Source organism: Algoriphagus locisalis, from assembly GCF_900116615.1.
Lineage (GTDB): Bacteria > Bacteroidota > Bacteroidia > Cytophagales > Cyclobacteriaceae > Algoriphagus > Algoriphagus locisalis.
Genome location: NZ_FPBF01000015.1, coordinates 1 through 23,320, shown reverse-complemented (window position 1 = coordinate 23,320; position 23,320 = coordinate 1). Strand labels below are relative to the sequence as shown.

Genomic DNA, 23,320 nt, shown 5'->3' with positions numbered 1-23,320 from the left:
GCATAGCTTACACTAGTGCCCGCAGGAAGTGTTCCTGAGATAGCTAGGGACTTGGCAGTACCGTCATAAACAAAGCTCTCATCTTCGAAAGTGACTCCTGTAATCGTAGCTGGGGTTATTGTCAAATCAGCAGTCAATACCAACGTAGTGTAGTTCGATCCAGAGATCGTTGCAGTCACTTCTTGAGAACCCACATCCGTTCTTGAGTTATCAGCATAGCTTACACTAGTGCCTGCAGGAAGTGTTCCCGAGATAGCTAGGGACTTGGCCGTGCCGTCATAAACAAAGCTTTCATCTTCGAAAGTGACTCCTGTAATCGTAGCTGGGGTAATTTCAAAATCTGCTCCGGTAAAGTTGATCGCATAATTACCCCCGGCGGAAAGGTCTTCAATATTGATCGCATATGCACCTACATTCTCTCCGGCTTGTCTGCTTAGTGCTCCGGTGAAAATACTTTCATCATCCCCATTGCCGAAGTTATTTGCACTATAAGTCAAAGTCGGATCAGCGGCTCCAAAAACTTTACTTTGATTCGAATCAACTATAACGTTCAAGGTCCGTGGGGTAATTTCAAAACCTGCTCCCGAGTAAGCTATGGTATAATTAGACCCTGCGCTTAAGTTTCCTTGATTGATGCCGTATGAACCCACATTCTCCCCCGCTACCCTAACCAGTTTGCCACTCAGGATGCTTTGGTTGTCTCCATTCTTATAGCCTGAAGACGAGTAGGTTAATGACGGATCACTATCTCCATAGATTTTATTTTGATTTACATCTGCGGTGATAGTTAAGCTAGCCGGGCTAATGGTGAAATTAACCGGAGCAACGGTAATAAAATAATTCGGCCCTGCGTCTAAAGTTCCTTGTTCTATGGCATACACAGCTACCTCTTCTCCAGCAACCCTACTCAGTTGCCCGGTAATGATACTTTCATCATCGCCAGGGTTAAATCCACTGACAGAATAAAGAAGAGTAGCCGGTTCTGCAGCTCCATATTCTTTACCTTGGTTTGCTACAGGAGTTACAGTCAATTGATTTGGAATATCATTATCGATGATAGTCATCGTGGCTTCCATCGGCTGACCAAAAGAAACCAAGCTGTTATCACTTCCTGTGAGAGTCACAATAACTGTTTCATTCCCTTCAACTAGGGCATCATCAATCACAGATACAGGTAGGATGACACTGGCTGTATTAGCAGGAAAAACAAATGAAGTCCCCAATGCTATATAATCGCTTCCTGAGGTAGCTGTTCCTGATACCTGAATTGTTACGGTGGTATTTGCAGCAAACAGGTTATCCGATACTATCTCAAATTCAGCATCAATGTTATTCTCATCAGCCTGGGTAAGCACTGAGATCGTTAACACTGCGGGCAGGATTTTATCAATAGAATCGCTTGCTTCTTCTCCCGGATTCCCGGACGGATCCGTCAATTTCAGTGTAAGTGTCAGTTCACCATCAGGAAGGCCAGATACATCTATGCCATCAATTATTTGATTGGAAGAGCTTACAGTACCTGTCCCTGAGATAGGAGTTCCACCCCCATCACTACTGATAGTATAGGTATATTCAGACCCAATTTCCCCATCAATTAAATTGAAGCTAAAGTTGGTTTCATTAATGCCATTAATTAAAGTAGGAAGGATGGTGACCGAATAGCCTGCCGGGACAGCGGTGTCCACTAAGTAATTATTAGAATTGGAAGTACCAGTTCCTGTATTTTCTGCAGAATCCTCGAACCCCGTATTGTCCAGCGTAATCAGGTTAGTATCATCTTCAACTCCAGTGTCCGGGGTTAGTATAGCTGTCCAAGTAATCCCGCCATCAGAAGAATTCAATTCCGAAAGGCTCCCGTTTTCTACTGTAAAATCATCCAGAGACAATCCACTCACCTCTTCTGTAAATGATACAGTAACCAGGGAGGTTTCTCCCACAGTAAGTTCAGTATCTGCAACAACGATGGTAGCAACCGGCAATTGGGTATCTATGGAATAGTTATCGGATTCGGCGGTTCCAATACCGGAATTTCCAGCCAGATCAATCACTCCCGAAATGGAGAGTATAATGCTGTTGGTATTGTCCTGTACCCCGCTTGTAGGTGTCAATACAGCAGTCCAGGTGACTCCACCGTCCGAAGAGGTTAAACTGGATAGCGCACCATTTGCAACTGTAAAATCATCAACTTCCAGTCCGGAAACCCTTTCACTGAAAACAACCGAAAGCGTAGCGGATTGTCCAATGTTGAGTGCAGTGTTATCCAAACTTAAACTTACTACAGTCGGTCTTACCCCATCCACCAAAACCTGGCTGGTACTGCCGATTCCGTTCAGCATTAAATTGGCATTATTCCCGGCTGCATCCCTTATAGTTGCCCCATTGAGGGACAAAGTTCCTGCTACGATGCCGTTAAGATCAAGATCACCGCTTTGCACTGTATAGCGGAAAACCAGAGCACTTGTTCCCGAACCAGATAGATAACTTGCCTGCTGGGTTGAAGCCCCTACAGTAAGACTAAATTGAGGAGAGCCAGCGACTGTTACCGCTTCAGAGAAGTTTACAGTGAAATTCAGATTCTGACCCAAAGCATAAACACCGTTAGAAGGAACAGAGACAGAGGCGATAACCGGAATGACCCCATCAATTACTAAGTCCTTTTGACCTGACAGTGAATTGGCTGATCCGCTTGGAGGAAGGCTGAGAATGGCTGCATCTCCCAAAGCATTCTCTATAGTTGATCCATTCAGAGCCAACGCATTGGTACCCGTGTAACCCAAATCCGAAGAGACATCCCCCAGCTGAACGATATAGCTGAAATTCAGAGTAGTAGTCCCTGATCCACTTTGGTACGTCGCTTGGCGATCGCTGCTTCCGGTTTCCAAGGTCAATGTAGGACTTCCACCTGCATCATCTACAACAACCGCCTGGTCAAAACTGATCTGAATGAAAAGCTCGTCCCCTATTTTATATGCGCCGTTTGTGGAACCGCTGCTTACCACGGTAATGATAGGGTTGATGGAGTTTACAGCTATGGATAATACATCAGTGTCTGTCTGAGTTCCGCCGGAGCCAGAAAATCCCAGATCATTAGAGGTAATGGACAGACTTGCCAGTCCATTAAACCCTGGTGTTGGTCGGAATATCATTCCGCTCAGAGCGGTATTAATATTGGTAATTGTGCCATCAAACGTCATGGTACCATCATTGACTCCAGACCCGATGGAGAAGGTTAACCCCGCTGTGCCGGATAATGAGATCAAACCATTGGTACCTGTGAGGCTGACTTGGACAGTTCCTCCACCTGCATCCACATCACTGATGCTGATCAAATTTCCATTGGCATTGGATAAAACCAGATCGACATCCTGATCAGTTTGTTGTATTCCCGGAACTGTATTTTCCGGGGCATCATTTACTGCTGTGACATCAATAGTTACATCAGTCTGATCTGTCAAGGCACCACCACCTATACCGGTATTTCCATTGTCAGAAATACTGATGTTCAGGTTTACGTCAGAGGTAGCATTTAAAGCGGTGGTAAATGTCAAATCACCATTGGAAATAAATGCATTGATATCAGAAACACTTCCTTCCAAAATCAAGGAGGTCGGAGTTCCTGAAACCACTACAGTTCCTGAAGTAGCTGCTAAGGTCCCTGATGCTACACTAAAGGTGGCCGTAACAGGACTGTTGCCCGCATCCGGGTCAGTGAAACTTATTCCTGTGAGTGCCTCTACTTCATCTTCAAATACCGCAATAAAAAGTGGTGCAAATACCTCAGGAGCATTGTTTACTCCTGCTATGGTAAGCTCAAAAGTAGTCGATGTACCGGCAGCTGAATTATCAGTGGCAGTGACTTCAATTTCGATTGCCCCTGTATCATTATTGCCTGGCGTTCCGCTGAACGTTCTGGTGACTGGTTCAAAATCCAACCAGGCAGGAAGTGCTGCTCCACCGCTTAACTGGGCAGAATAAGCGAGCTCATCTCCAATATCAATATCATTAAAGGTATTTGCAGCAAATTGGAAGTTGAACAGCTGATCCTCTGTCGCATTCTGATCAGAAATAGTATTGGCTACCGTCGGAGCGTCATTGACATTGGCAACGACAATATCAAAAGTGTCTGTTACAGTCCCACCATTTCCATCATTGGCAATTACATCAATACTGACCGTACCGACATTCGCATTTAGTGGAGTTCCGCTGAAAGTTCGGGTAGCAGCATCGAAACTTAACCAAACCGGCAAAGCTCCGCCTCCTGCCAGCTGAGCAGAATAAGTCAATACATCTCCCACATCGATGTCATTAAAGGTATTGGCAGCAAACTGGAAGTTGAACGCCGCATCCTCTGTCGCATTCTGGTTTGAAATCGCAATGGCTACTGTTGGGGCATTATTGACATTGGCAACGACGATGTCAAAAGTATCGGTAACCGTGCCTCCGTTTCCATCATTGGCGATCACATCAATACTTACCGTATCGACATTTTCATTTGAAGGTGTCCCGCTGAAAGTCCGAGTCAGCGGATCAAAACTCAACCATAATGGAAGAGCTCCCCCACCTGCTAATTGGCCAGTATAGGTCAATGCATCCCCAACGTCAATGTCAGAAAAGGTATTGTCAGCAAACTGGAAGTTGTACAGCTGATCCTCTGTCGCATTCTGATCAGAAATAGCATTAGCTACTGTCGGCGCATCATTGGCATTGGCAACGACGATGTTAAATGTATCAGTTACAGTTCCTCCATTTCCATCATTTGCAGTTACATCGATACTGACTGTGCCGACATGGGAATTTAAAGGAGTTCCGCTGAAAGTTCGGTTTGTTGAATTGAAGGACAGCCAAGCCGGTAAAGCTCCTCCACCGGAAAGTTGAGCAGAATAGCTTAAAACATCCCCGTCTTCATCCTGGAATGTATTCAGGGCAAATTGGAATGAATAAGCCTCGTCTTCTGTAGCACTCTGGTTAGGAATCAAATTGCTTACGACAGGAAATTCATTAACATCAGTGATACTTATACTAAATAGTAGTTCCAGAAACAATCCTCCGGCATCAGTCACACGAACCCGTACCGAGTAGGTGTTTTTGGTTTCAAAATCAAATACAGCTCCTGTCTGAAGCTCATCACCAACTAAACTAAAGGATCCATTATCCTCATCTCCCGCGCCTGTGGCAAATGAATAGGTGAAAGTCTCACCATTATTTGGATCAACTCCTGAAAAAGTCCCAACTGCTGTACCGACTGCCTCATTTTCAGCAACCGTATTGTTGTCCAGCAAGAGATCAGTTGGTAATTCATTAAACTCTTCGACAGATATCAGGAACTCTTTCTCAAAGGCCAATCCTGCGAAATCAGTAACTCTCACTCGGATTGAATAGCTATTTTTGACATCAAAATCAAAAACCTCTGCTGTACGCAGTTCATTTCCTGAAATACTGAAGGAACCATTGTCATCAGCTCCTGTACCTGGAACTAATGTAAAAGTAAACGTATCCCCTGTATCAGGATCTGTGGCAGATAATGTGCCTATTAAAGTCCCGATGGATTGGTTTTCTTCTACACTGGAATTATCCAGAAGTATATCGGTAGGAGCAGAATTTGAAGAATTGATAGTAATACTCACTGTACCCAACGCAACTGGAATTCCTCCTCCTTCCCCGCTATTTCCACCATCATTCGCAGAAACAGTAAGCAAGGCAGCATCATCCCCCAGAAGATCTTCAGGACCTGTATATTGAATGTTTGAAGAGGTATTCAAGTAAGAATCAATTGCAGACTGTGATCCGGTCAGGGTAATACTAGTTGTACCGGATCCCCCAACGATAACACCGCCTCCTGAAGTAGCCTGCAAAGTCCCAAGATCTACTTGCAGCGTAAGGGCAATAGGCAGTGTGCCAGCATCGACATCACTAAATGTGGCTGCCGACAAATCCAAATTACTAGCCGTATTTTCTGTAACTGTAAGGTCAGATGGCAATGAAACGAATGTCGGATCATCATTTACACTTGTAATGACAATGTTAATTTTCATGGTTGGCGATAACCTTCCTAACTCATCTTCCACAAAAATTTCTACTGATCTGGAATTGTCAGAATCTGCCCGACCAGGATCATCTCCATCATGCACATAGGTTATGGAATTCAATGCGGCACTTATCTGGGCAGCTGTTCCAGAGCCCGAGAGCGTGATCACATCACCAACTGTAGAAGCAGCGAAGGGAGTTGCGTCACCGACAGCTAAGATATCTCCTGCTATTGGATCAAGGAAAGTAACGACAGCCTCAGCGATATTCACTCCGTTGGTTAATACACTTATATCACCTCCACTTGAGAAGCTAATCGGAAGGTCATTTTCACGGTAATCAATCCTTCTGTCATCTCCAAGAAATGGGTTAAGTGTTCTGGTACTTGTATCAGTTGAAGTGTCTCCAGTATTGCCTGAAACATCACTAAGAGTAAAACTTAAAGTGACAGTGCCAGCCTTCAATCCACTTAGATTAATCCCTGTGATTTGTTCTGTTGCGCTGGCCACCGTACCAGTTCCCGTTACGTCAGTTCCTCCCCCTGAACTTGAAAAAGTATAATTATAAGTTGCGCCAATTTCAGCACCTGCAAAGGTGAAGCTCACCGCATTTTGGTTGCCGTTATCGATCAGATTCTGGTCGATTGTGGCCGTGTAGCCTGATGGTGCTTCTGTATCGTTGCAAAACTGGAAGTTATCTACATTCAGATAGACAAATGCTCCTCCTATGCTTATTTCAAGCTGATCAATGGGTTTAGTGGCATTATCGACTCCACCCTCAGTTGCAAAATCGAGTATGGTATAGCCACTGTTTGCAGATGGGGTTACATTGAACCCTGAAGTCTTGGTAATGGTATAAACTGTGGAGCCGGCCCGCTTCCCTACTAAGGTTAAGCTTCCTGTTCCAGTTGGAGTATTTCCGTCAACAAAAGACGATAAATAGAAAGCTATGGTATTGAGCAGGACCGTCCCACTGGATGAATTGATCGTGTACGTCCCTGTCCCTGTATTTTTTAAAACAAATCTTGATCCGCCGATACCAACGGTTGGAGTTTGAGTGTAGACTTCCAGATTTCCTGTAATTGAAAAATTATTCGTTCCCGTAGAAAAGGACTTACTTCCTACTGTTTCATTTTCAAAAGTTTCAATCAGACAAGGACTGACGAAATGTGACTGACCGGACGTAAAGGCTGGAGTTCCGGTATTCCCATTGGCATTGGTAATATTGGTGCCTGATTTTAAATCAAGCCGTATGCTTCCTTCTCCTGTTATCGAATTGACTGTCACCGAGTAGGTCGTACCTGAATCGGTAACAGAAGCAATGCTTCCATTTGCCGATCCAGTCTTGGTCAGAATAAAGTCATCTACGTTAACATTAAATGCGGTTTTACTAAAGTTAACTGTAAAACTAACGGATGGCACATTGGAAAGAGGGGTACCTGTTAGAAATATAGAAGTAACCTCCGATGGATCAGTATCTACAGGAACAAAAACAGGTCCATAGGTAAAATTATCTATCGCAACATAAATGTCTGTTGCTTCGATTCGAATTTCATCCACATCAAAAAAATCAGGATCGCTTGCGAAATCTTTTACCCCATTGAAAACAATCGGTTTGGCAGGTCCAGAAGGAGCCCCATTCTTGAAGCCACTAATGTTACCACTTTCGGATCCGAGTCCTCTTCGCTGGATATAAATACTCCTAAATTGAAATTCTCCTCCTCCATCCTTGGTGATTTTCCATTGAGTGAGACCATTTTCAGCCAGGTTGCCATCGACCAAAGCTGTAGAGCCGTTAAACTGAGAAAACCCAATATTATAACTACTATTGGCGATGGTAGCTGCAAATGTAAATCCTCCTACAGAAACGGACTTAACAGCACCAATACTCGGTGGATTTTCAAAATCAATCGTCGTCTGTGCAAATACCTTTTGAGGAGCAATAGAGCTCAAAAGGACAAGCAAAAAGATAAACAGGGGCGGAAATTTTTTCATAGAACTGGAGGTAAGCGGAATTCAATTGATAAAAAATTCCCTTGGAGTCATATTTCAATGAGCTCCAAGGAAAATCAAATTAGTCTCTTGGAGGAAAGATCCCCTGCAGGCAAATGATATAATTCATTGCCAAGTACGGCTGCATGTTACTATGAGGCTGACTTCCACCGGCCACGCCGATTGCCTGAGGATTCATCGCCGTACCTCCGGAGGTAGCATAACAATTAGTGGGATATACTGGACTGCTTCGGTCGATCTGGATCTGACCTCCCGCCGGGAAATTATTGGTTGCCGTGTTCACTGACCCAACGCCTGAACTTGCCTGGAGTGAATGCGTGTGTTGAGGGATTTCGGTTTGGTTCAGGGTGACATTCTCCTGACCCGCCATATCCCCCAATCTGTGGCTGCTCAGCCCAGGTCCCTGACCCGTTCCCAAGGGAACCCTTCCCATCAAATTAGGTAAGGCAAAAGTTGTCCGTCCATCTCCTCCGTAGGTAGTCCCCAGAATACTGAATAAGGCCGAATTTGATGAGATAGCCAAAAGCTGTCCATTACAAAAAGCCCAACCTCGCGGCGCAAAGGTTCCCGCAAACATTTTAACAATTCCAATGTACTCGTCCATAGTAATAAAATTTAAAGGTTAAGGTTTAGATAAAATATTTAGTTTGTATTTAAAAATTCAGATTTAGGAAGACCAAGCCAACAGCTCTACCTCTAACCCAACGGCACTATCTCTTCAAAAAAGATCCCTCGAACTACTATACTTTTTATTTGATCACAGATTTTCCCGTAATCGTAATCCACTGTTCTGAGTTCTTGTTTCAACTGCTCCTGAATTTCAATGTCAGTTTCAAAGACGTATTTCTCAAGTTCCCCTTTTCGATGATCCAGTAAGAAAAGTTGATTTTGAAGCTCAATAAGAAGGCTTTTTAATCCGGAATTTTGAAATTGAAAAAAATCCCCAAATCTCAACAAAGCCGTTCCGTGGGTACAGTAAATATTTTTAGCACGAATTTCGGCTGGACAAAGGACATTTCTTTTCCAAGAACTGTTAAAATCCTGAGAATCAGCAGAAAAACTAAATTCCTCGTGACGCATGCCACACTTATGAAAAATAAAATTATGCATAAAAATATACCTCCAAGGTAAAAGAAAAAACTAAAAAATTCAACTATACCCTAAATATTTTTAAAAAACATTACCCTAAAAATCAGAAAGTTGACTAAACCACTATTACTTTAAGTCAATAGGCTAAGATGCACCCTGCAAAAGTCGTTTTGAATCCTATCATTCCTGAGCCGACTCCCTTATTGCTTGGTGTTCTATTTCATGATTCAATTCAGCTCCTAAGAGAACGATAAAAGTGCTGATAAAAAGCCACAACATAAGAAAAATAACAGCTGAGATAGACCCATAAATTTCACCTAAATTCCAGAAGTTACGGATGTAAAAGGAAAATGCCCAGGAAGCCAGTAGCCATAAAGCGCTGGCTAAAATGGCACCCGGTATGCCCCACATAAAACCGGGACGCTTTCTTTTTGGTCCAAAATTATAAATCAGACCAATACTCCCCACCAGAATTACACCCATGACTAGCCACCGAGACCAACTTATCAGGCTTTCAATGTTATCAGGTAAACCTACTTTTTCGATGATTGCCGGGAATGCCACGATCAAAGCAGCACTGAGAATAATCAGGATGATAGCACCAAAGGTAAATAACAGGGTTAGTCCATTGTTTTTGATGATTCCCCGTTTACTTTCGGTCTCATAGGCAATATTTATTCCCCTAAACAAGGATTTTGTCCCAAGATTGCCAATCCAAATACCCAAGAGAATTCCGAAAAATGTACCCCAACCTAGCGGTTTACCCTCCGGTTTGATAAAGTTGTCCACCCGATATTGGAGGATTTCGTGGGTCTGCTCCGGCATCATCGAACTGATGTTAGACACCTGCTCCTCAATTTGCTGGGGATCCATTACAACTCCATAAATAGAAATAAGCGCCATAATCGCAGGAAAAATGGCTAAAAACCCGAAAAACCCCACTCCTGCCGAAATAATTACCACATTATTTTCTTCCGTACGTTCTTTTACTTTTACAAAAATGCGCTTCCATTCAGCGAACGATAGTTTAGAAATGCATTGGACCGTTTTGTGCATAATTTAAGCTACGGTAAAACCGTCGTCCAAGATACAGAATGCCCTTTTATACATGTAACTAATCCCTGCTTTCTTTTTTGACATAAGGAAACAATACTGGGATAGGTGGGGAACAAAAGAATGGCAACGTCTGTGCACTGTAAGCAGGAACTACCGCCGTTCGCACAAACTTCCGGAACTTAAAAAGTGAAGATTCGGATTCCAGAGCCTTAGAAAGTACCATAAGGCTTCTTTTATACATCAATACCTTTTTCTTTTGTTATTCCCCGGATTAGTCTAAATCTGTTATTCAGCTGCATACTCACTTCCAGCAATTCCTGAGTCATTTGAAAAATTCCTGTGTTCATTGGATTCTAGTTTCTCCCTGCATACCCCAACCCTACTTTTGAGCATCATTCTAACTAAAACAACGATGAACAAAGAACTTATCTTTCTCAGAACCTTCGCTGCCACCGCAGCAATCAGCTCCAGTTTGCTGTTTTTCTCCTCTTTCAAACCTTCAGGGAATCAAAAATTTGAGACAATTGATGTACAGCGTATCAATGTGGTAGAAGCAGACGGCACCATAAAACTCATTGTCACCAATGCCGGGCTTTTCCCAAATGGAGAAGACAAAATTAACGGAAGACCCACCAATACTGACCGAAAAAAGCGGGCAGGAATGCTGTTCTATAACGAAGATGGTATCGAGTGTGGGGGTTTTATCTATGACGGCGAAAAGAAGGAAAACGGACATAGTGCTGGCTTATCCCTTACATTTGACCAGTACGACGGAGACCAGGTGATGCAGCTACTGACGACAGATTCGCAGCGGGGCGATGAGCGATACGTGAGTTCCTCTCTGGTGTTCAATGACAGACCGGCAAAAGAATCCCAGCAAAAAACAGCGGAAATCATGAACGAACTGGCTGAACTCAGAAAAACTGATCCAGAGGCATTCAAAAGCAAATATGCCGACTATCAAGCGCAAGAATTGATCGGTGGGGCTCCTAGAATTATGCTCGGTAAATCAAGAAGTCAAAACAACGGTCTATTTTTGTTTGATGAGCAGGGAATGCCGCGGGCGATGTTCTACCTGGATAAGGACAACAATCCCAAACTGGAGGCTTATGATTCCGAAGGTAATATTACCAGCTCCTGGCCAGAAACAAATTAAGAGCTAATCTGTGGGCAATTGCCTATATTTTACACTTTATGAAAATTATTTTACAGCGTCTTCAGATCAACCCTAAATTTTTAGGGTTGATCTTTTTCTTCGCCTATCTGGACTCCATCAGAAGCAGGGTTTCTCCCGGTCAGTTGGTCGATTGGTACATATTGACTCCCGAATCTGCTGTCTTCTCACTAATCCAGGCATTGGTTATTTTCTTTATCCTGCAATTTTCATTCAGCTGGCTTCAGCTATCTCCACAGGTATCCATTCCATGGAAAAAATCTATGTTCAGTTTTGGGAAGGGATTGATCATTTTTCTGCTAGTATCCAATGCTTTTACCATGGCTCTTGCCTTGGCATTTGGTACCTGGGAAAGAAACTACCAAACATACATACAGCTCTCTGGCAATATCTCCAGAATCCTGGACTTTGTAATCTATGGTGGTTTCTATTTGGCGCTCTTGCTTTTCCAGCAATTCAAGTCCCATCAGCGTCAACTTAAGGACTATGAGGTAGCCTTGGCGCAATCAAAAATCACCCATCTCAAACAGCAACTGAATCCCCATTTCCTATTTAACAACCTGAATATTCTGGATCAATTGATCGAAGAAAACCCGAAGTCTGCCTCAGCTTTTCTGCACAATTTTTCAGAACTCTACAGGTATTCATTGAAAAATTCAGACTGTCAGCTGGTGACATGGCAAGAAGAGCTGGAATTTGCAGAGAGCTATTTCCAGCTCATCGCTGAAAAATTCGGAAAGGCCTATGAAATGAAAATCACACTAGATAACCCCCAAGGCAAGTTACCTCCCCTTACCCTGCAGTTACTTATTGAAAATGCAGTTTTCCACAATTATGGCACAGTAGAAAATCCGGTGAAAATCAACCTTACTCTTGGAGAGCGTTTAACGGTCAGCAATACCCGAATCCCATTCAAGAACCCTCGACACAAAGGCGGTAAGGGACTGGCAAATCTCCGGGAACAATACCGGATATTAAGTTCCAAACCTATCTTTGTAAGCGAAGAAAATGGCTTGTTCTCTGTAAGTATCCCCTTTATTCCATGATCAAAATACTACTCTTGGAAGATGAACTTCCTGCAAGAAAAAAAATAAAACGGTATTTGGATGAATTGCAGCTCGATGTGAAAGTCACCGCTGAAATCGAATCAGTCCAGGCTGGAATAGAATACCTGGAATCCTTGCCGGCACTTGATCTGATCATTTCCGATATAGAGCTTAGAGACGGTAATGCATTTGAAATCTTTCAGAACGTAACCTTTACCTGCCCCATTATTTTCACTACTGCTTATAACGAATTCTGGATGGAGGCCTTTGAAAGCAATGGAATTGCCTATTTATTGAAACCGTTCAGTTTGGAAAAATTTGAACATGCTTGGGCAAAATTTCAACTACTGACACAACAGCCTTCCAATGAGAAGCTTTGGTTCAAGCAGTTTGCAGCTCTTATTGAAGAAAAAAACCAAAGCAAAAAGGAATACAAATCCCGTTTTACTATCCCCACCACAAAGGGAAATTACTTTATATCCGTAGAGGAAATAGTGTATTTCTCGGCGGAGGATGGTTTAGTTTATGGGATTGAAAAATCAGGTAAAAAACACCTGATGAAGGAAACTACCCTGAAGGAAATAGAAAGCCGGATCGATCCAGACATTTTTTTCAGGATCAATCGAAGCCAACTTGTCAATAAAAAAACGGTAACCGGCACTGAGCGCTATACCAAAAACTCTATTGCCATTAAACTCGCCGGTGTAAGTCAATTGCTTGTATGCAGCCAAAGTCAGACACCTGAATTTTTGAACTGGATTGAAAAATAAACTGGATGAGGCAAAAGTTTTTTTATGAATTTGGAGCTCAATTTAAGTCACATCCACTTAGTTGATGTTTACCAAGTAATTTTTCAATTTCGGAACCTAATCCTGTCATTTCTTCCAGGCATGCATCATGACTGAGAATAAGAAATTATGAATTTTTTGTAGCGTTTTTGGGAACCCAGTCGTTCCTTATGTAACTAAACCACTACCATTTTGAATTATTCCATATCTGTGGTCCTGCCCAATTATAATGGCAAGGAGCTCTTAGATCGTTATTTACCTTTCACTTTTCAAGCGTTGGAAAACAGTAAATGTAAGTATGAGATCATTCTAGTGGATGATGCTTCACAGGATGATTCGGTCACATTTACTCAGGAAAACCATCCAACCATCACCATTATCCAAAATGCCCAGAACAAAGGCTTTTCCTTTTCCTGCAATCAAGGAATAATGGCAGCCAAACATGACCTGGTACTATTGATAAACTCTGATATAAAGCTGGCTCCTGATTATCTGGAAAAGCTCCTTCCCTACTTCAGAGATAGCAGTACATTCGGAGTGATGGGCAAAATCCTGGACAAATCAGGGGACCATGTAGAGGTAGCTGCTAAAATCCCAAGATTTAACGGGTACAAATTAAAATCCGACAAACAAGTATATCCTACCACTTCCTTAGCTGAAAAAATCCCAACCACTTTTCTTTCAGGGGCTAATTGCCTGCTTGACAGAAAGAAATTGCTTGAACTGGAAGGGTTTGATGAAATCTATTCACCCTTTTATGCAGAGGATCTGGATCTGTCCATTCGAGCGTGGAAACTGGGGTGGAACAGCTACTACGAACACGAAGCCACCTGTTTTCATTTAGGTTCCCACACCACCAAGAACTACTTCCAAAAGGCAAAAATCAAGGAAATCTACTTCCGAAACCGCATGCTGTTTCATGCCATTCATATGGACCGAAAGGATCTCAAACGCTGGAAGCTGTACATCCTCTGGGCAGAAGTAATCCCAAAGGTTTTACTAGGTCAATTTTGGATACTGAAATCCTATGCCGCATTTAAGGCCAACAAAAAGGAAATTCGCCAATCCAGAAAAAGAATACGAAATCTCATGATGAAAAACCGGGGTAAAAAAAGTCTTGCTGAGGTCACAACTACCATTCATAGCCTATTGCTAAACAAGGAATTAACTGCTTTATAAATCTACTATGCAAATCTACTGGCGATTACTATCCTTTGCCAAACCTATTGAAAAGTATGCAATCCCTTATGTGATATTTACCATTTTGGCGGTGGTTTTCAACACGCTGAATCTTGCATTACTAGCCCCATTACTCAGTACGCTTTTCAAGGAGGAAACTGCAGCTGTGATCAAGCCCGAATCATGGGTAGATATCATGGACTATTTTAGCTACTACGTTTACACTATCCAACAAACCTGGGGAGCCTATGAAGCCTTAAAATGGGTTTGCCTTTTCATCTTCCTATCTGTACTTCTCAGCAATACTTTCCGGTATATCTCCCAAAGAATAATTGAAAATCTACGGATTTACACCCTGCTCAACTTGAGAAAAACAGTGTTTAATCATGTGATGGACTTACATGTAGGCTATTTTAATCAACAGAGAAAGGGAAACATCATTGCTAAAATAACCTCCGATGTTCAGGTAGTGCAGTACTCAGTCACCAGTACGCTTCAGGTATTATTCAAAGAACCATTCCAATTAGTGGCTTACCTATTTATTCTGTTTGCCATTTCTTACAAGTTGACACTTTTTGCCATGCTGGTGATCCCTGTCTCCGCATTTGTCATTTCAAAAATCGTAAAGCGCCTGAAGGCTCAAGCCAAAGAAGCGCAGGAAAGATTTGGCCTGATGGTGAGTTACCTGGATGAGGCGCTTTCAGGAATTAAGATCATCAAAGCCTTTAATGCTACCGAGCGGATCAAAAACAGATTCCATCAGGAAAATATAACCTTCTCTGACTTGGGCAGAAAAATGTCATATCGACAGCAATTGGGATCTCCGGTTTCCGAGTTACTCGGGGTAGTTATGGTCATCATCATCGTACTCTATGGAGGGTCTCTGGTGATCGATAACCAATCTGAACTCAGTGCCTCGGCCTTTATTACCTACATCGCTATTTTCTCACAGATCATGCGTCCTGCCAAAGCAATCACAGAATCATTTAGTACCATTCATTCAGGGATTGCAGCTGGGGAAAGGGTACTGGAGCTAATCGATGAAAAACCCTTGATTAAAGATCAAGAGGAAGCTATTGTGATAAATAGCCTTAAAAATGGCATTGCTTTAAAAGAGGTAAGCTTCTCTTATGGTCATGAGAAAATCCTGAAAAATATAAGCATGGTGATTCCCAGAGGGTTTACTGTTGCTTTAGTAGGCCCTTCAGGAGGAGGCAAATCCACTTTGATGGATCTGATTCCAAGGTTTATTGACCCACAGGAAGGAAGTGTGTCCTTTGATGGAATTGATATCAGGAATATTTCCTCAGACTCCCTTAGATCCCTTATCGGTATAGTGAACCAAGAGTCCATTCTCTTCCATGATACCATAGCCAATAACATAGCTTTTGGAAATCCTGATGCAAGTATGGAAGAAATCCAGCTAGCTGCCAAAATCGCAAATGCACAGGACTTTATCCTACAAACACCAAAGGGATTTGAATCAAATATTGGAGATCGAGGCACCAAACTCTCCGGTGGTCAAAAGCAACGACTCTGCATTGCCAGAGCTGTATTGAAAAATCCCCCTATTCTACTTCTGGATGAAGCTACATCCGCTCTGGATACCGAATCAGAATTCCTGGTGCAGGATGCCCTCAATAAGTTGATGAAGAACCGCACTACACTGGTAATTGCGCATCGCCTGAGTACGATTCAAAATGCAGATCTGATCCTGGTTTTAGACCAAGGAAGGATCATAGAGCAAGGAACGCACTATGAATTACTGGTTCAAGAAGGGCTATACAGTAATCTTATTGACAAACAAAAATTCACTCAGGCATGAACAACTCCTCTCTACCCCTGATTTCTATTGCACTTTGCACTTATAATGGCTGCAAATACCTGCGCCCCCAATTGGAAAGTCTGGTCAACCAAACCTATCCTAATCTGGAAATTTCTATTTATGACGATTGTTCCACGGACGAAACGCCAAGTATAATCCAGGAATACGCTAAGAAATTCCCCCAGATCAAAGTGCACCAAAACCCTAGAAACCTAGGTTACCAGGAGAATTTTGCAGCAAATTTCAAGGCATGTAAAGGAGACCTTATCGCTCCATGCGATCAGGATGACATATGGGCGCTAAACAAAATTGAAAAGCTTTTTGATCTTCTCCAGGATCATATTCTGGTATATCATGATTCTGAATTGATAGATGAAGAGGGAAAAAGTTTGGGGATTAACATAAGTACCAGACTCAATTTCGTAAGCGGAAAAAACCCTAAAAACTTCCTGTTTTTCAATTGTGTTTCAGGGCATAGCATGCTTTTCAGTAGAGACCTACTGAAATACATTTTCCCATTTCCTAAAAAAGGTTTCTATGATCATTGGATGGTATTTGTCGCTTCACATTACGGAAGCATAGATTACCTAAGCGAATGTCTTGTGCAATACAGACAGCATCAGCAAAACCTTACAGACATCCTTGGAGCTAAGCGAAAGGAAACCAAACTTCAAACGACCATTTCGAGAATCCAGCGTGAAAATAATTGGTTGGAAATCTGTGCTGAATAGGAAGAGTACATAGAAGGTTTAGGATATACCACTATACTTTTTTCAGCCCCCCCTATGGGTACTTACATTAAGAGTCTGGTTCACAATTTTAAAACCATAACGCAAGAACACGCGCTTTTAGTTAGGTTCTTAGTTGCTTCCAATAGATCAATTACATCATGCTCAAAAAGATAAGTATACCGCTCATAACCCGAGTCCCAATTGAGCTGCACATCTTCAATTTGCCGTTTGAAGCAATAATTCTGAGTAGCTTACACTTTAAATATAGGTTTTGTATTGCATCGTTTCAAGATTGCAAAATTCACGCTCGGCCTATAATCATAAACTTTGCATAATTCACCGGTTTGGTCATCTGCCAATTCCTTCAAACGGCAGGCGATACTAAAGTAAATCTGAGAGTTTCAAAGGTCTGTTTCGATAGATCGTACTTCCCACGAATCCTAAAGATTAAGCAGGGCATTGAAAAAATCTCGGTAGACATTCTTTCCCTCTAAGATAACTATTCCATTAAATTTAGTGTAGAACCATTTTGAAACTATTTTAGCGAGGCATGGATCGATATAATTGCAATTATAATAAATCAAAAAAGCCGGGAAAGAAATACTGCCCCGGCCTTAAAGGAAATTAAGTGCCTCTATTACGGAAGTGCATAAAATTTAATCCCCAAATACTGATAACCACTAGCTACAGCATTATTTTTCTCATTAATATCAATAGTGTAAAGATGGTTTACTCTACTAGAACTCTCATGTTTGTAAAGTTCATATACTGGTTTTGCCCCATTTATATTACTTCCATAAGCGTAAAAGACAATACCTTGATTTACATATCCTGATGGAGTTGCTGGAATTGAATTCCCGTCTCCTTTAATATAATAATGATTTCGACCTTTAGATCCATAAAAACGGTATACAGGGAATGCCTGAGGAGCCTTATAGGACAGTGCGAAAAAAGCAGTACCTTCTTGTATATACCCTCCAAGGAGTTCATTTTGGGAATCTATAGTATATAAGTGATCTAAACGACTATGGTTATAATATCTAATTACTGAAATTTTTTCATCAAACATAGATATACTATTATTTACCAGATAGCTATCGATATAAGACTTAAGCGCATTTCGCTTAGTTATATCAGTAACAAAAAAATAAATGGGCACATACCCATTGTTAGGAACATCTATTAGAACATAATTGCTTTCGGTATGAGAAGCTTCCCATGGCCCTAAGTTCAATTGATTTATCGGTTGACCACTATTTAAATTGATTTCTCCAGAAATTATGCTAGCACTAGGATTACCTCCACGAGCTGTCCATTTTATTCTTCCATTTTTAATGGTTTGTAGTAAATTTTCGCTAAAATTTTGATTGCCACCAATGCCAACTAAAGAATCTACACCAAAATGAAGACCAATTTCAGCAACCTGTAGACGTTCAGTAGAATTGGTCTCTGCTTGATAACTAAGTTCGAAGGCTGCACCAATAACAACATCTACTAAAACATGAGTACCGTAATTTTGTACTATTTCTTGAGGTGTGTGTGAATTCACAAACGCTAAAAAGGTTGAATTTAAATAATTATTTCTAATGTTAATACTCTCGTTGGTATCAGGAGTACTAAAGCTCCCAATAATTCTGGCACTTTTCTTTCTATATGAGATTTGATGACTTCCATATATAAATTTGCTATTAAACTTATTTAAAATGTTTTTAGAATTTGAAAACTTTGAAGAAATCTTCTTTCCAAACAGTGCCAATTGCACATTAAGATCTTGCGAGCTAGTTATTTTAGATGAAAAATCATACGCATTTTCACCAAATTCAATATCATTTGTTTGCATATTGATTGGAGAAGTAAACAATAAGTTTACTGAATTATCAGATTCAAGAGCTGCAATATCTATTACTTGAGGTTTATTTGAGCTTCCGTCTTCAACTGCATGATTTTTTGTCACATCATACCCATGTCCTAATAAATTATAGTTACTATAACTTGAAGTTCTAAGATTAAAACCATTGCTGCTTAATTCTTCAAGATCAAAGAATTTTTCTTCTATTTCTTCATTAATTATTTTCTCAATTTTCTGTTGGCTAGGTTCATGTTCTACTGAACACGATACCAAAAATGTAAGAAATGCAAAAATGCATTGATAAAATACTTTTTTCATATTAAATATCTATTTTTTAATTAATTTTATAATTTTAAAGAAAAAAATTTAAAGTAACAAATAGTTCAAATAGATTTTGCTCGGATTTTTATTATGTGATTCTTGCAAAAGACAATATGATCTTTGTCTCAGTCGTATTCAGGAAAAATGACTGGGCAGCTTCAGGTGGCTTTGATGAACGCTTGATTTGGGGATGGGAAGACTGGGAGTTCTGGATCAGCCTGTTGAAAAACGGTGGTGAAGTGAAAAAGCTTTCTTGTGTGGGGTTTTACTATAGAATTCATTCGATTTCCCGTCGTAAAGCCGTAACCAAGCAGGATAAAAAGAGAACTATCAACTTGCTGAATGAGAAGCATACTGTTTTCCTTCAGCAGCAACTGGGTGGACCAATCCGGAACCCTAGAAGCTGGTCTAAGACCATTAATAAAGTTATGCCCTACCTTTCCCTCTTTTCGGGTTACCGTATCACAGAAAATTTACAATCACTCATATTTGAGAAGAAATAAAACGCAGCGCAGCGCTAAATATTCCTAATCTGAAGTGAAAAAATATGAATTTCCTTGATCCACTGGCACAACGGTCTTTGATCTACCTGTTTTATGGATGGTTATCCCTCAAACTGCATACAAAATGGCGTTCCAGTTGGAATTGCACTTATCCAAAATGGGGTGGCTATTCATTTTCTAAGCTATGAAGGTTCATTTCAGGCAGATGGCGGACAATTTCATCGTTTTTTTGAATTGTTAATCCGACCCAAACACCTTTCCGTTTAATGTATGAGTGCAGCAGGTGCAGAATGGTGTGAGATCTTTTGCCGTTAGAGCAGGATCAGTCAATTGTAAAATCCCATTTTCATCCACATACATGCCTGAGAAATAGGAAGACTCTCCCACCCGTACATAATCTTGTTTATCCTCGTCATTTATTGCCACCACCCAATATATAGGGTCGGTTTTATCAAGGCGGGATTCAGCTTCCCTGAAAACGGCCTCCCACTCCAAGCCTACCTTGGATAATAGAAACCTAAAGAGAGGGGTATAGTCAAGCCCTCTCTCTACTTTTCCATGCATGGATCCTTTGGTCACCTCGCGGGTTTCTCCTTTTTTGTTTCTGGAATTCTTGAAGTCACCTCCAAACTCATGGCGCACACCTCTAGCCTTGGTATTTACCTTTCTAAAAAGTGGTTTGATTTCTCTTTTCATTTACTCATTTAGCCCTTCATAAGGTGTCATCTACAGAGCAATCGTCTCTTCTCTATTTAGTTAAAGACAATATTTCAGGTAGATCAATCCCTTTATTTGCTCTTAATAAGTGCTCAAAATACAAAAAACCCCTTACCACATCACCACTTCCTGAGACTCAATCCTCACATTATCCCTGAAAATATTGAACACCGCTGTGAACTCATGGGTGTTTCCCGGAAGGTTGTAGCTGGTGGCATTGGGAAACTCGTACAGGTAACCTATTCTTAGCCGCTTGGTCAGTATTCCCATCTGGGCATTGGTCGCATAGTCTATCCGGTGTCCTATCCCCAACCATAGCCTATCCATCAGCAGAGCCTTAAAATTGAATTCAATATTGTCGTCCTGATTCTTCTGGGTACTGTACATCCCGTTTACGATCACTGCAACATTACTACTTACTGCACTTCGATAGCCAGCTTGGAAAATGGAGCTTGCCGGATATCCATCCATAAATTCATCTCCTGAGGTGATCTTTCCTCCATTCACACGGTGCATACCATAGGAAAAATAGTAATTGGCATGGGTCAGTGCGATGCCTAGATTGAAGTCCACCACATTCATATTCGAAAACTGACCGATGTGCTGTCCGAGCATTGGATCATTTTGCTCCTCTGTAGTCAGCGCATTGCCGTCTAAGCGGATATTCTGGTAATTCAGCCCAGCTCCCAGCCTTAGGTTGTGGGTCTCTGATAGTCTGATTCTGCTCGCATACCCTAGCGTAAGTTCAGTTTCCCGAAATGCCCCATAGGTATCATAAAGTAAATTAATAGAAACCGCATTCTTGCCCATTAGCGCAGGATCTTCCTCCCCTGCCAGTTCCCCAAAATCAAGCTCAGTGCTGAAGAAATAGGTTTTAGGTGCACCTTCGACCCCAGACCACTGGTTGCGGACAAAACCCCGCACCGTGGATCCTTCGTAACCCGTCAATCCAGGATTGTAATAGCTCTGGAAAAAATTAAAGTTTGAAATGAATTTTCTCGACTGTGAAAACCCAGGACTTAGCAACCCGATTACAAGGACAGCAGATAGCAGATATTTTATGTAGTCTCTCATTTGAAAGTTTAGGTTAAATCCGAAAAAGGGAAGCCGGGAATTAAAGCCGGCCTCCCTGCCTGATCTTATTCGTTTACTAGGTTTAACATTCCTCTTCTTATTTCTCCAGTCTCTCCTACTTCGATTACATATAGGTAAGCTCCCACAGGCATTACTTTGCCGTTGAAAACACCATCCCATCTGATATCTGGATTTTCGGTATAGAATAATCTGTCGCCGCCTATGGCAAAGACTGAAATTCTCACCCCGCCATAGTAGCGTAAGGCCGACATACCCCAGGTGTCATTCACTCCATCTCCGTTTGGTGTAAAGGAATTTGGAATAGGCAATTGCTCCAAAGGGGTACGCTCACGGATAATGCTGAACTCCTTTTCCAGGATATTGCCTGCCCTGTCTGACACGCTAAGCACAATGGTGAAGTCAGTTCTTCCTTCTGCCTGCTCTGCACTGCTCCAGAAGAGTATTCCGTCCAGAACTTCAAAGAATCCATTATCCTGAACTCCATCAGGAAGACTCAGTGAATGTTGATCGTCTGTAGGATCAACCACTGTGAATGCTCCGATTTCCTGGAAGAATTGATCAGGGATTCCTATGAAACTGTTTTCGCTCAAGGTCACATCCTGTGGAGCAGGCTTAGCCAGTACCGTGATTTCAAGTGTTGGCTGAAGTCCACTAGGATTGAATAATCCTGCAGGAAGTGCTACTATTCCGGTATAGCTGCCTGTTCCTGAACTCATAGGCTCATATTCGGCAAGATCCCAGGTAACCGCCTGATTGATGAATTCCCCGTTTGCGGTGATCATCACCACCTCTTCCGGAAGCTTTAGCTCATCTGTCATAGTCCCCCACTGGACATCAATGCTATGGCTTATAAAATCAACAACTGATCTATCTTCAACATAATCTGGAATCCCGTCTTCATCGATGTCAACGAAATCTGCTCCGTCGTTTAGATCGCTTCCCTGCTGCTCTTCCACATAGTCTGGCACATCATCCCCATCCGTATCCAGATAATCTCCGGCATGCACTGGATCAGTTCCCTTTCGATCTTCTACATAATCAGGAACATCATCTCCATCAGAATCTGCATAATCTGTTGGATCATCAGGATCAGTCCCTTCTTCCGCTTCGACATCATCCGGTACGCCATCACCATCCGTGTCGATACTGATTATTCTAAACTCAGCTCCGGTAAAGTTGATCATATAGTTGGCACCGGCGCTTAAGCTGCCCAACTGGATCAGGTAAGTACCAACATCCTCTCCAGCTCCCCTTGACAAGGCCCCTGTGATGATTGCCTCGCTATCCGAACCTTGAAGTCCTGATACCTGATAGGTCAATTCAGGATCCTCCATTCCGAACTCCTTGCCCTGTCCTGAATCCGCTTTCACCGTCAGGATGGCTTTGGTGATGCTCAGGTTTGCAGTGAATGATACGCCAGTGAAATTGGCTCCACTGATCGTTGCAGTCACTTCCTGAGATCCAACATCCGTTCTGGAATTGTTGCTATAGCTTACACTTGTACCGTCTGGAAGTGTTCCAGAAATCACCATCGACTTAGCCGTCCCATCATAAACGAAGCTGTCATCTGCAAATGTGATATCAATAACCGTAGCTGGGGTAACCGTCAAGTCGGCTGCCAATACCAAGCTGGTATAATTGTCTCCGGTAATCGTTGCAGTCACTTCCTGAGATCCCACATCCGTTCTGGAATTGTTGCTATAGCTTACGCTTGTACCTTCTGGAAGTATTCCAGAAATCACCAGTGACTTAGCAGTCCCATCGTAAACGAAGCTGTCATCTGCAAACGTGATATCAGCAACCGTAGCTGGGGTAACCGTCAAGTCAGCGGTCAATACCAACGTAGTGAAGTTATCACCCGTGATTGTTGCCGTCACTTCCTGGGTTCCAACATCTGTTCTTCCGTTGTTT

General features: G+C 42.0%; 15 protein-coding genes. 7 read left to right on the top strand and 8 right to left on the bottom strand.

Annotated elements, in window-relative coordinates; all coding sequences use genetic code 11:
* The 4 genes from BM386_RS23365 to BM386_RS23350 form a co-directional block, all read right to left on the bottom strand.
* On the bottom strand, positions 1 to 8,018 hold an 8,018-nt coding region (locus tag BM386_RS23365), incomplete at its 3' end, for a putative Ig domain-containing protein (RefSeq protein ID WP_091698648.1).
* A 79-nt stretch (positions 8,019 to 8,097) separates the two neighbouring features.
* Complete coding sequence (locus tag BM386_RS23360) at positions 8,098 to 8,640, bottom strand: phage tail protein (protein ID WP_091698645.1); 543 nt, start codon at positions 8,638 to 8,640, stop codon at positions 8,098 to 8,100.
* A gap of 92 nt (positions 8,641 to 8,732) precedes the next feature.
* Positions 8,733 to 9,146 (bottom strand): hypothetical protein, encoded by a 414-nt coding sequence (locus BM386_RS23355; protein WP_170857168.1) that lies wholly within the window; start codon positions 9,144 to 9,146, stop codon positions 8,733 to 8,735.
* A 159-nt stretch (positions 9,147 to 9,305) separates the two neighbouring features.
* A complete protein-coding gene (locus BM386_RS23350; RefSeq protein WP_091698640.1) occupies positions 9,306 to 10,181 on the bottom strand; it encodes a YihY/virulence factor BrkB family protein in 876 nt (291 codons plus the stop codon).
* 412 nt (positions 10,182 to 10,593) lie between these two features.
* On the opposite strand from BM386_RS23350, the gene BM386_RS23340 reads away from it, so the two are divergent.
* From BM386_RS23340 to BM386_RS23315, 6 genes are all read left to right on the top strand, one after another.
* A complete protein-coding gene (locus BM386_RS23340) occupies positions 10,594 to 11,337 on the top strand; it encodes a hypothetical protein (RefSeq protein ID WP_091698635.1) in 744 nt (247 codons plus the stop codon).
* A gap of 38 nt (positions 11,338 to 11,375) precedes the next feature.
* Positions 11,376 to 12,401, top strand: coding sequence for a sensor histidine kinase (locus BM386_RS23335; protein ID WP_091698632.1), 1,026 nt, complete (start codon positions 11,376 to 11,378; stop codon positions 12,399 to 12,401).
* Positions 12,398 to 13,171, top strand: coding sequence for a LytR/AlgR family response regulator transcription factor (locus BM386_RS23330; RefSeq protein ID WP_091698630.1), 774 nt, complete (start codon positions 12,398 to 12,400; stop codon positions 13,169 to 13,171). The genes BM386_RS23335 and BM386_RS23330 overlap by 4 nt, the downstream gene beginning before the upstream one ends.
* Positions 13,172 to 13,381: 210 nt before the next feature.
* Positions 13,382 to 14,368, top strand: a complete 987-nt coding sequence (locus BM386_RS23325) for a glycosyltransferase family 2 protein (RefSeq protein ID WP_244545610.1) — start codon at positions 13,382 to 13,384, stop codon at positions 14,366 to 14,368.
* Between the two features lie 7 nt (positions 14,369 to 14,375).
* The gene (locus BM386_RS23320) at positions 14,376 to 16,193 is read left to right on the top strand and encodes an ABC transporter ATP-binding protein (protein ID WP_091698624.1); all 1,818 of its coding nucleotides are present in this window, start codon (positions 14,376 to 14,378) and stop codon (positions 16,191 to 16,193) included.
* On the top strand, positions 16,190 to 16,924 hold the full coding sequence (locus tag BM386_RS23315) for a glycosyltransferase family 2 protein (protein WP_091698621.1): 735 nt from the start codon (positions 16,190 to 16,192) through the stop codon (positions 16,922 to 16,924). Before BM386_RS23320 ends, BM386_RS23315 begins: the two co-directional genes overlap by 4 nt.
* Positions 16,925 to 17,561: 637 nt before the next feature.
* On the opposite strand, the gene BM386_RS23310 is transcribed toward BM386_RS23315, so the two are convergent.
* Positions 17,562 to 19,091 carry an MAC/perforin domain-containing protein gene (locus BM386_RS23310; RefSeq protein WP_091698619.1) on the bottom strand — a complete coding sequence of 510 codons (1,530 nt, stop codon included), beginning with the start codon at positions 19,089 to 19,091 and terminating at the stop codon, positions 17,562 to 17,564.
* A 95-nt stretch (positions 19,092 to 19,186) separates the two neighbouring features.
* On the opposite strand from BM386_RS23310, the gene BM386_RS23305 reads away from it, so the two are divergent.
* On the top strand, positions 19,187 to 19,597 hold the full coding sequence (locus tag BM386_RS23305; protein ID WP_244545609.1) for a glycosyltransferase family 2 protein: 411 nt from the start codon (positions 19,187 to 19,189) through the stop codon (positions 19,595 to 19,597).
* Positions 19,598 to 19,834: 237 nt separating this feature from the next.
* On the opposite strand, the gene BM386_RS23300 is transcribed toward BM386_RS23305, so the two are convergent.
* From BM386_RS23300 to BM386_RS24030, 3 genes are all read right to left on the bottom strand, one after another.
* Positions 19,835 to 20,293: a hypothetical protein gene (locus BM386_RS23300; protein WP_091698610.1), complete on the bottom strand. Its 459-nt coding sequence runs from the start codon at positions 20,291 to 20,293 to the stop codon at positions 19,835 to 19,837.
* A gap of 132 nt (positions 20,294 to 20,425) precedes the next feature.
* Entirely contained in the window at positions 20,426 to 21,388 is a 963-nt protein-coding gene (locus tag BM386_RS23295) for a PorP/SprF family type IX secretion system membrane protein (RefSeq protein ID WP_091698605.1), read from the bottom strand.
* A gap of 65 nt (positions 21,389 to 21,453) precedes the next feature.
* The coding region (locus tag BM386_RS24030) for an MBG domain-containing protein (protein ID WP_139235990.1) at positions 21,454 to 23,320 on the bottom strand (1,867 nt) is incomplete at its 5' end.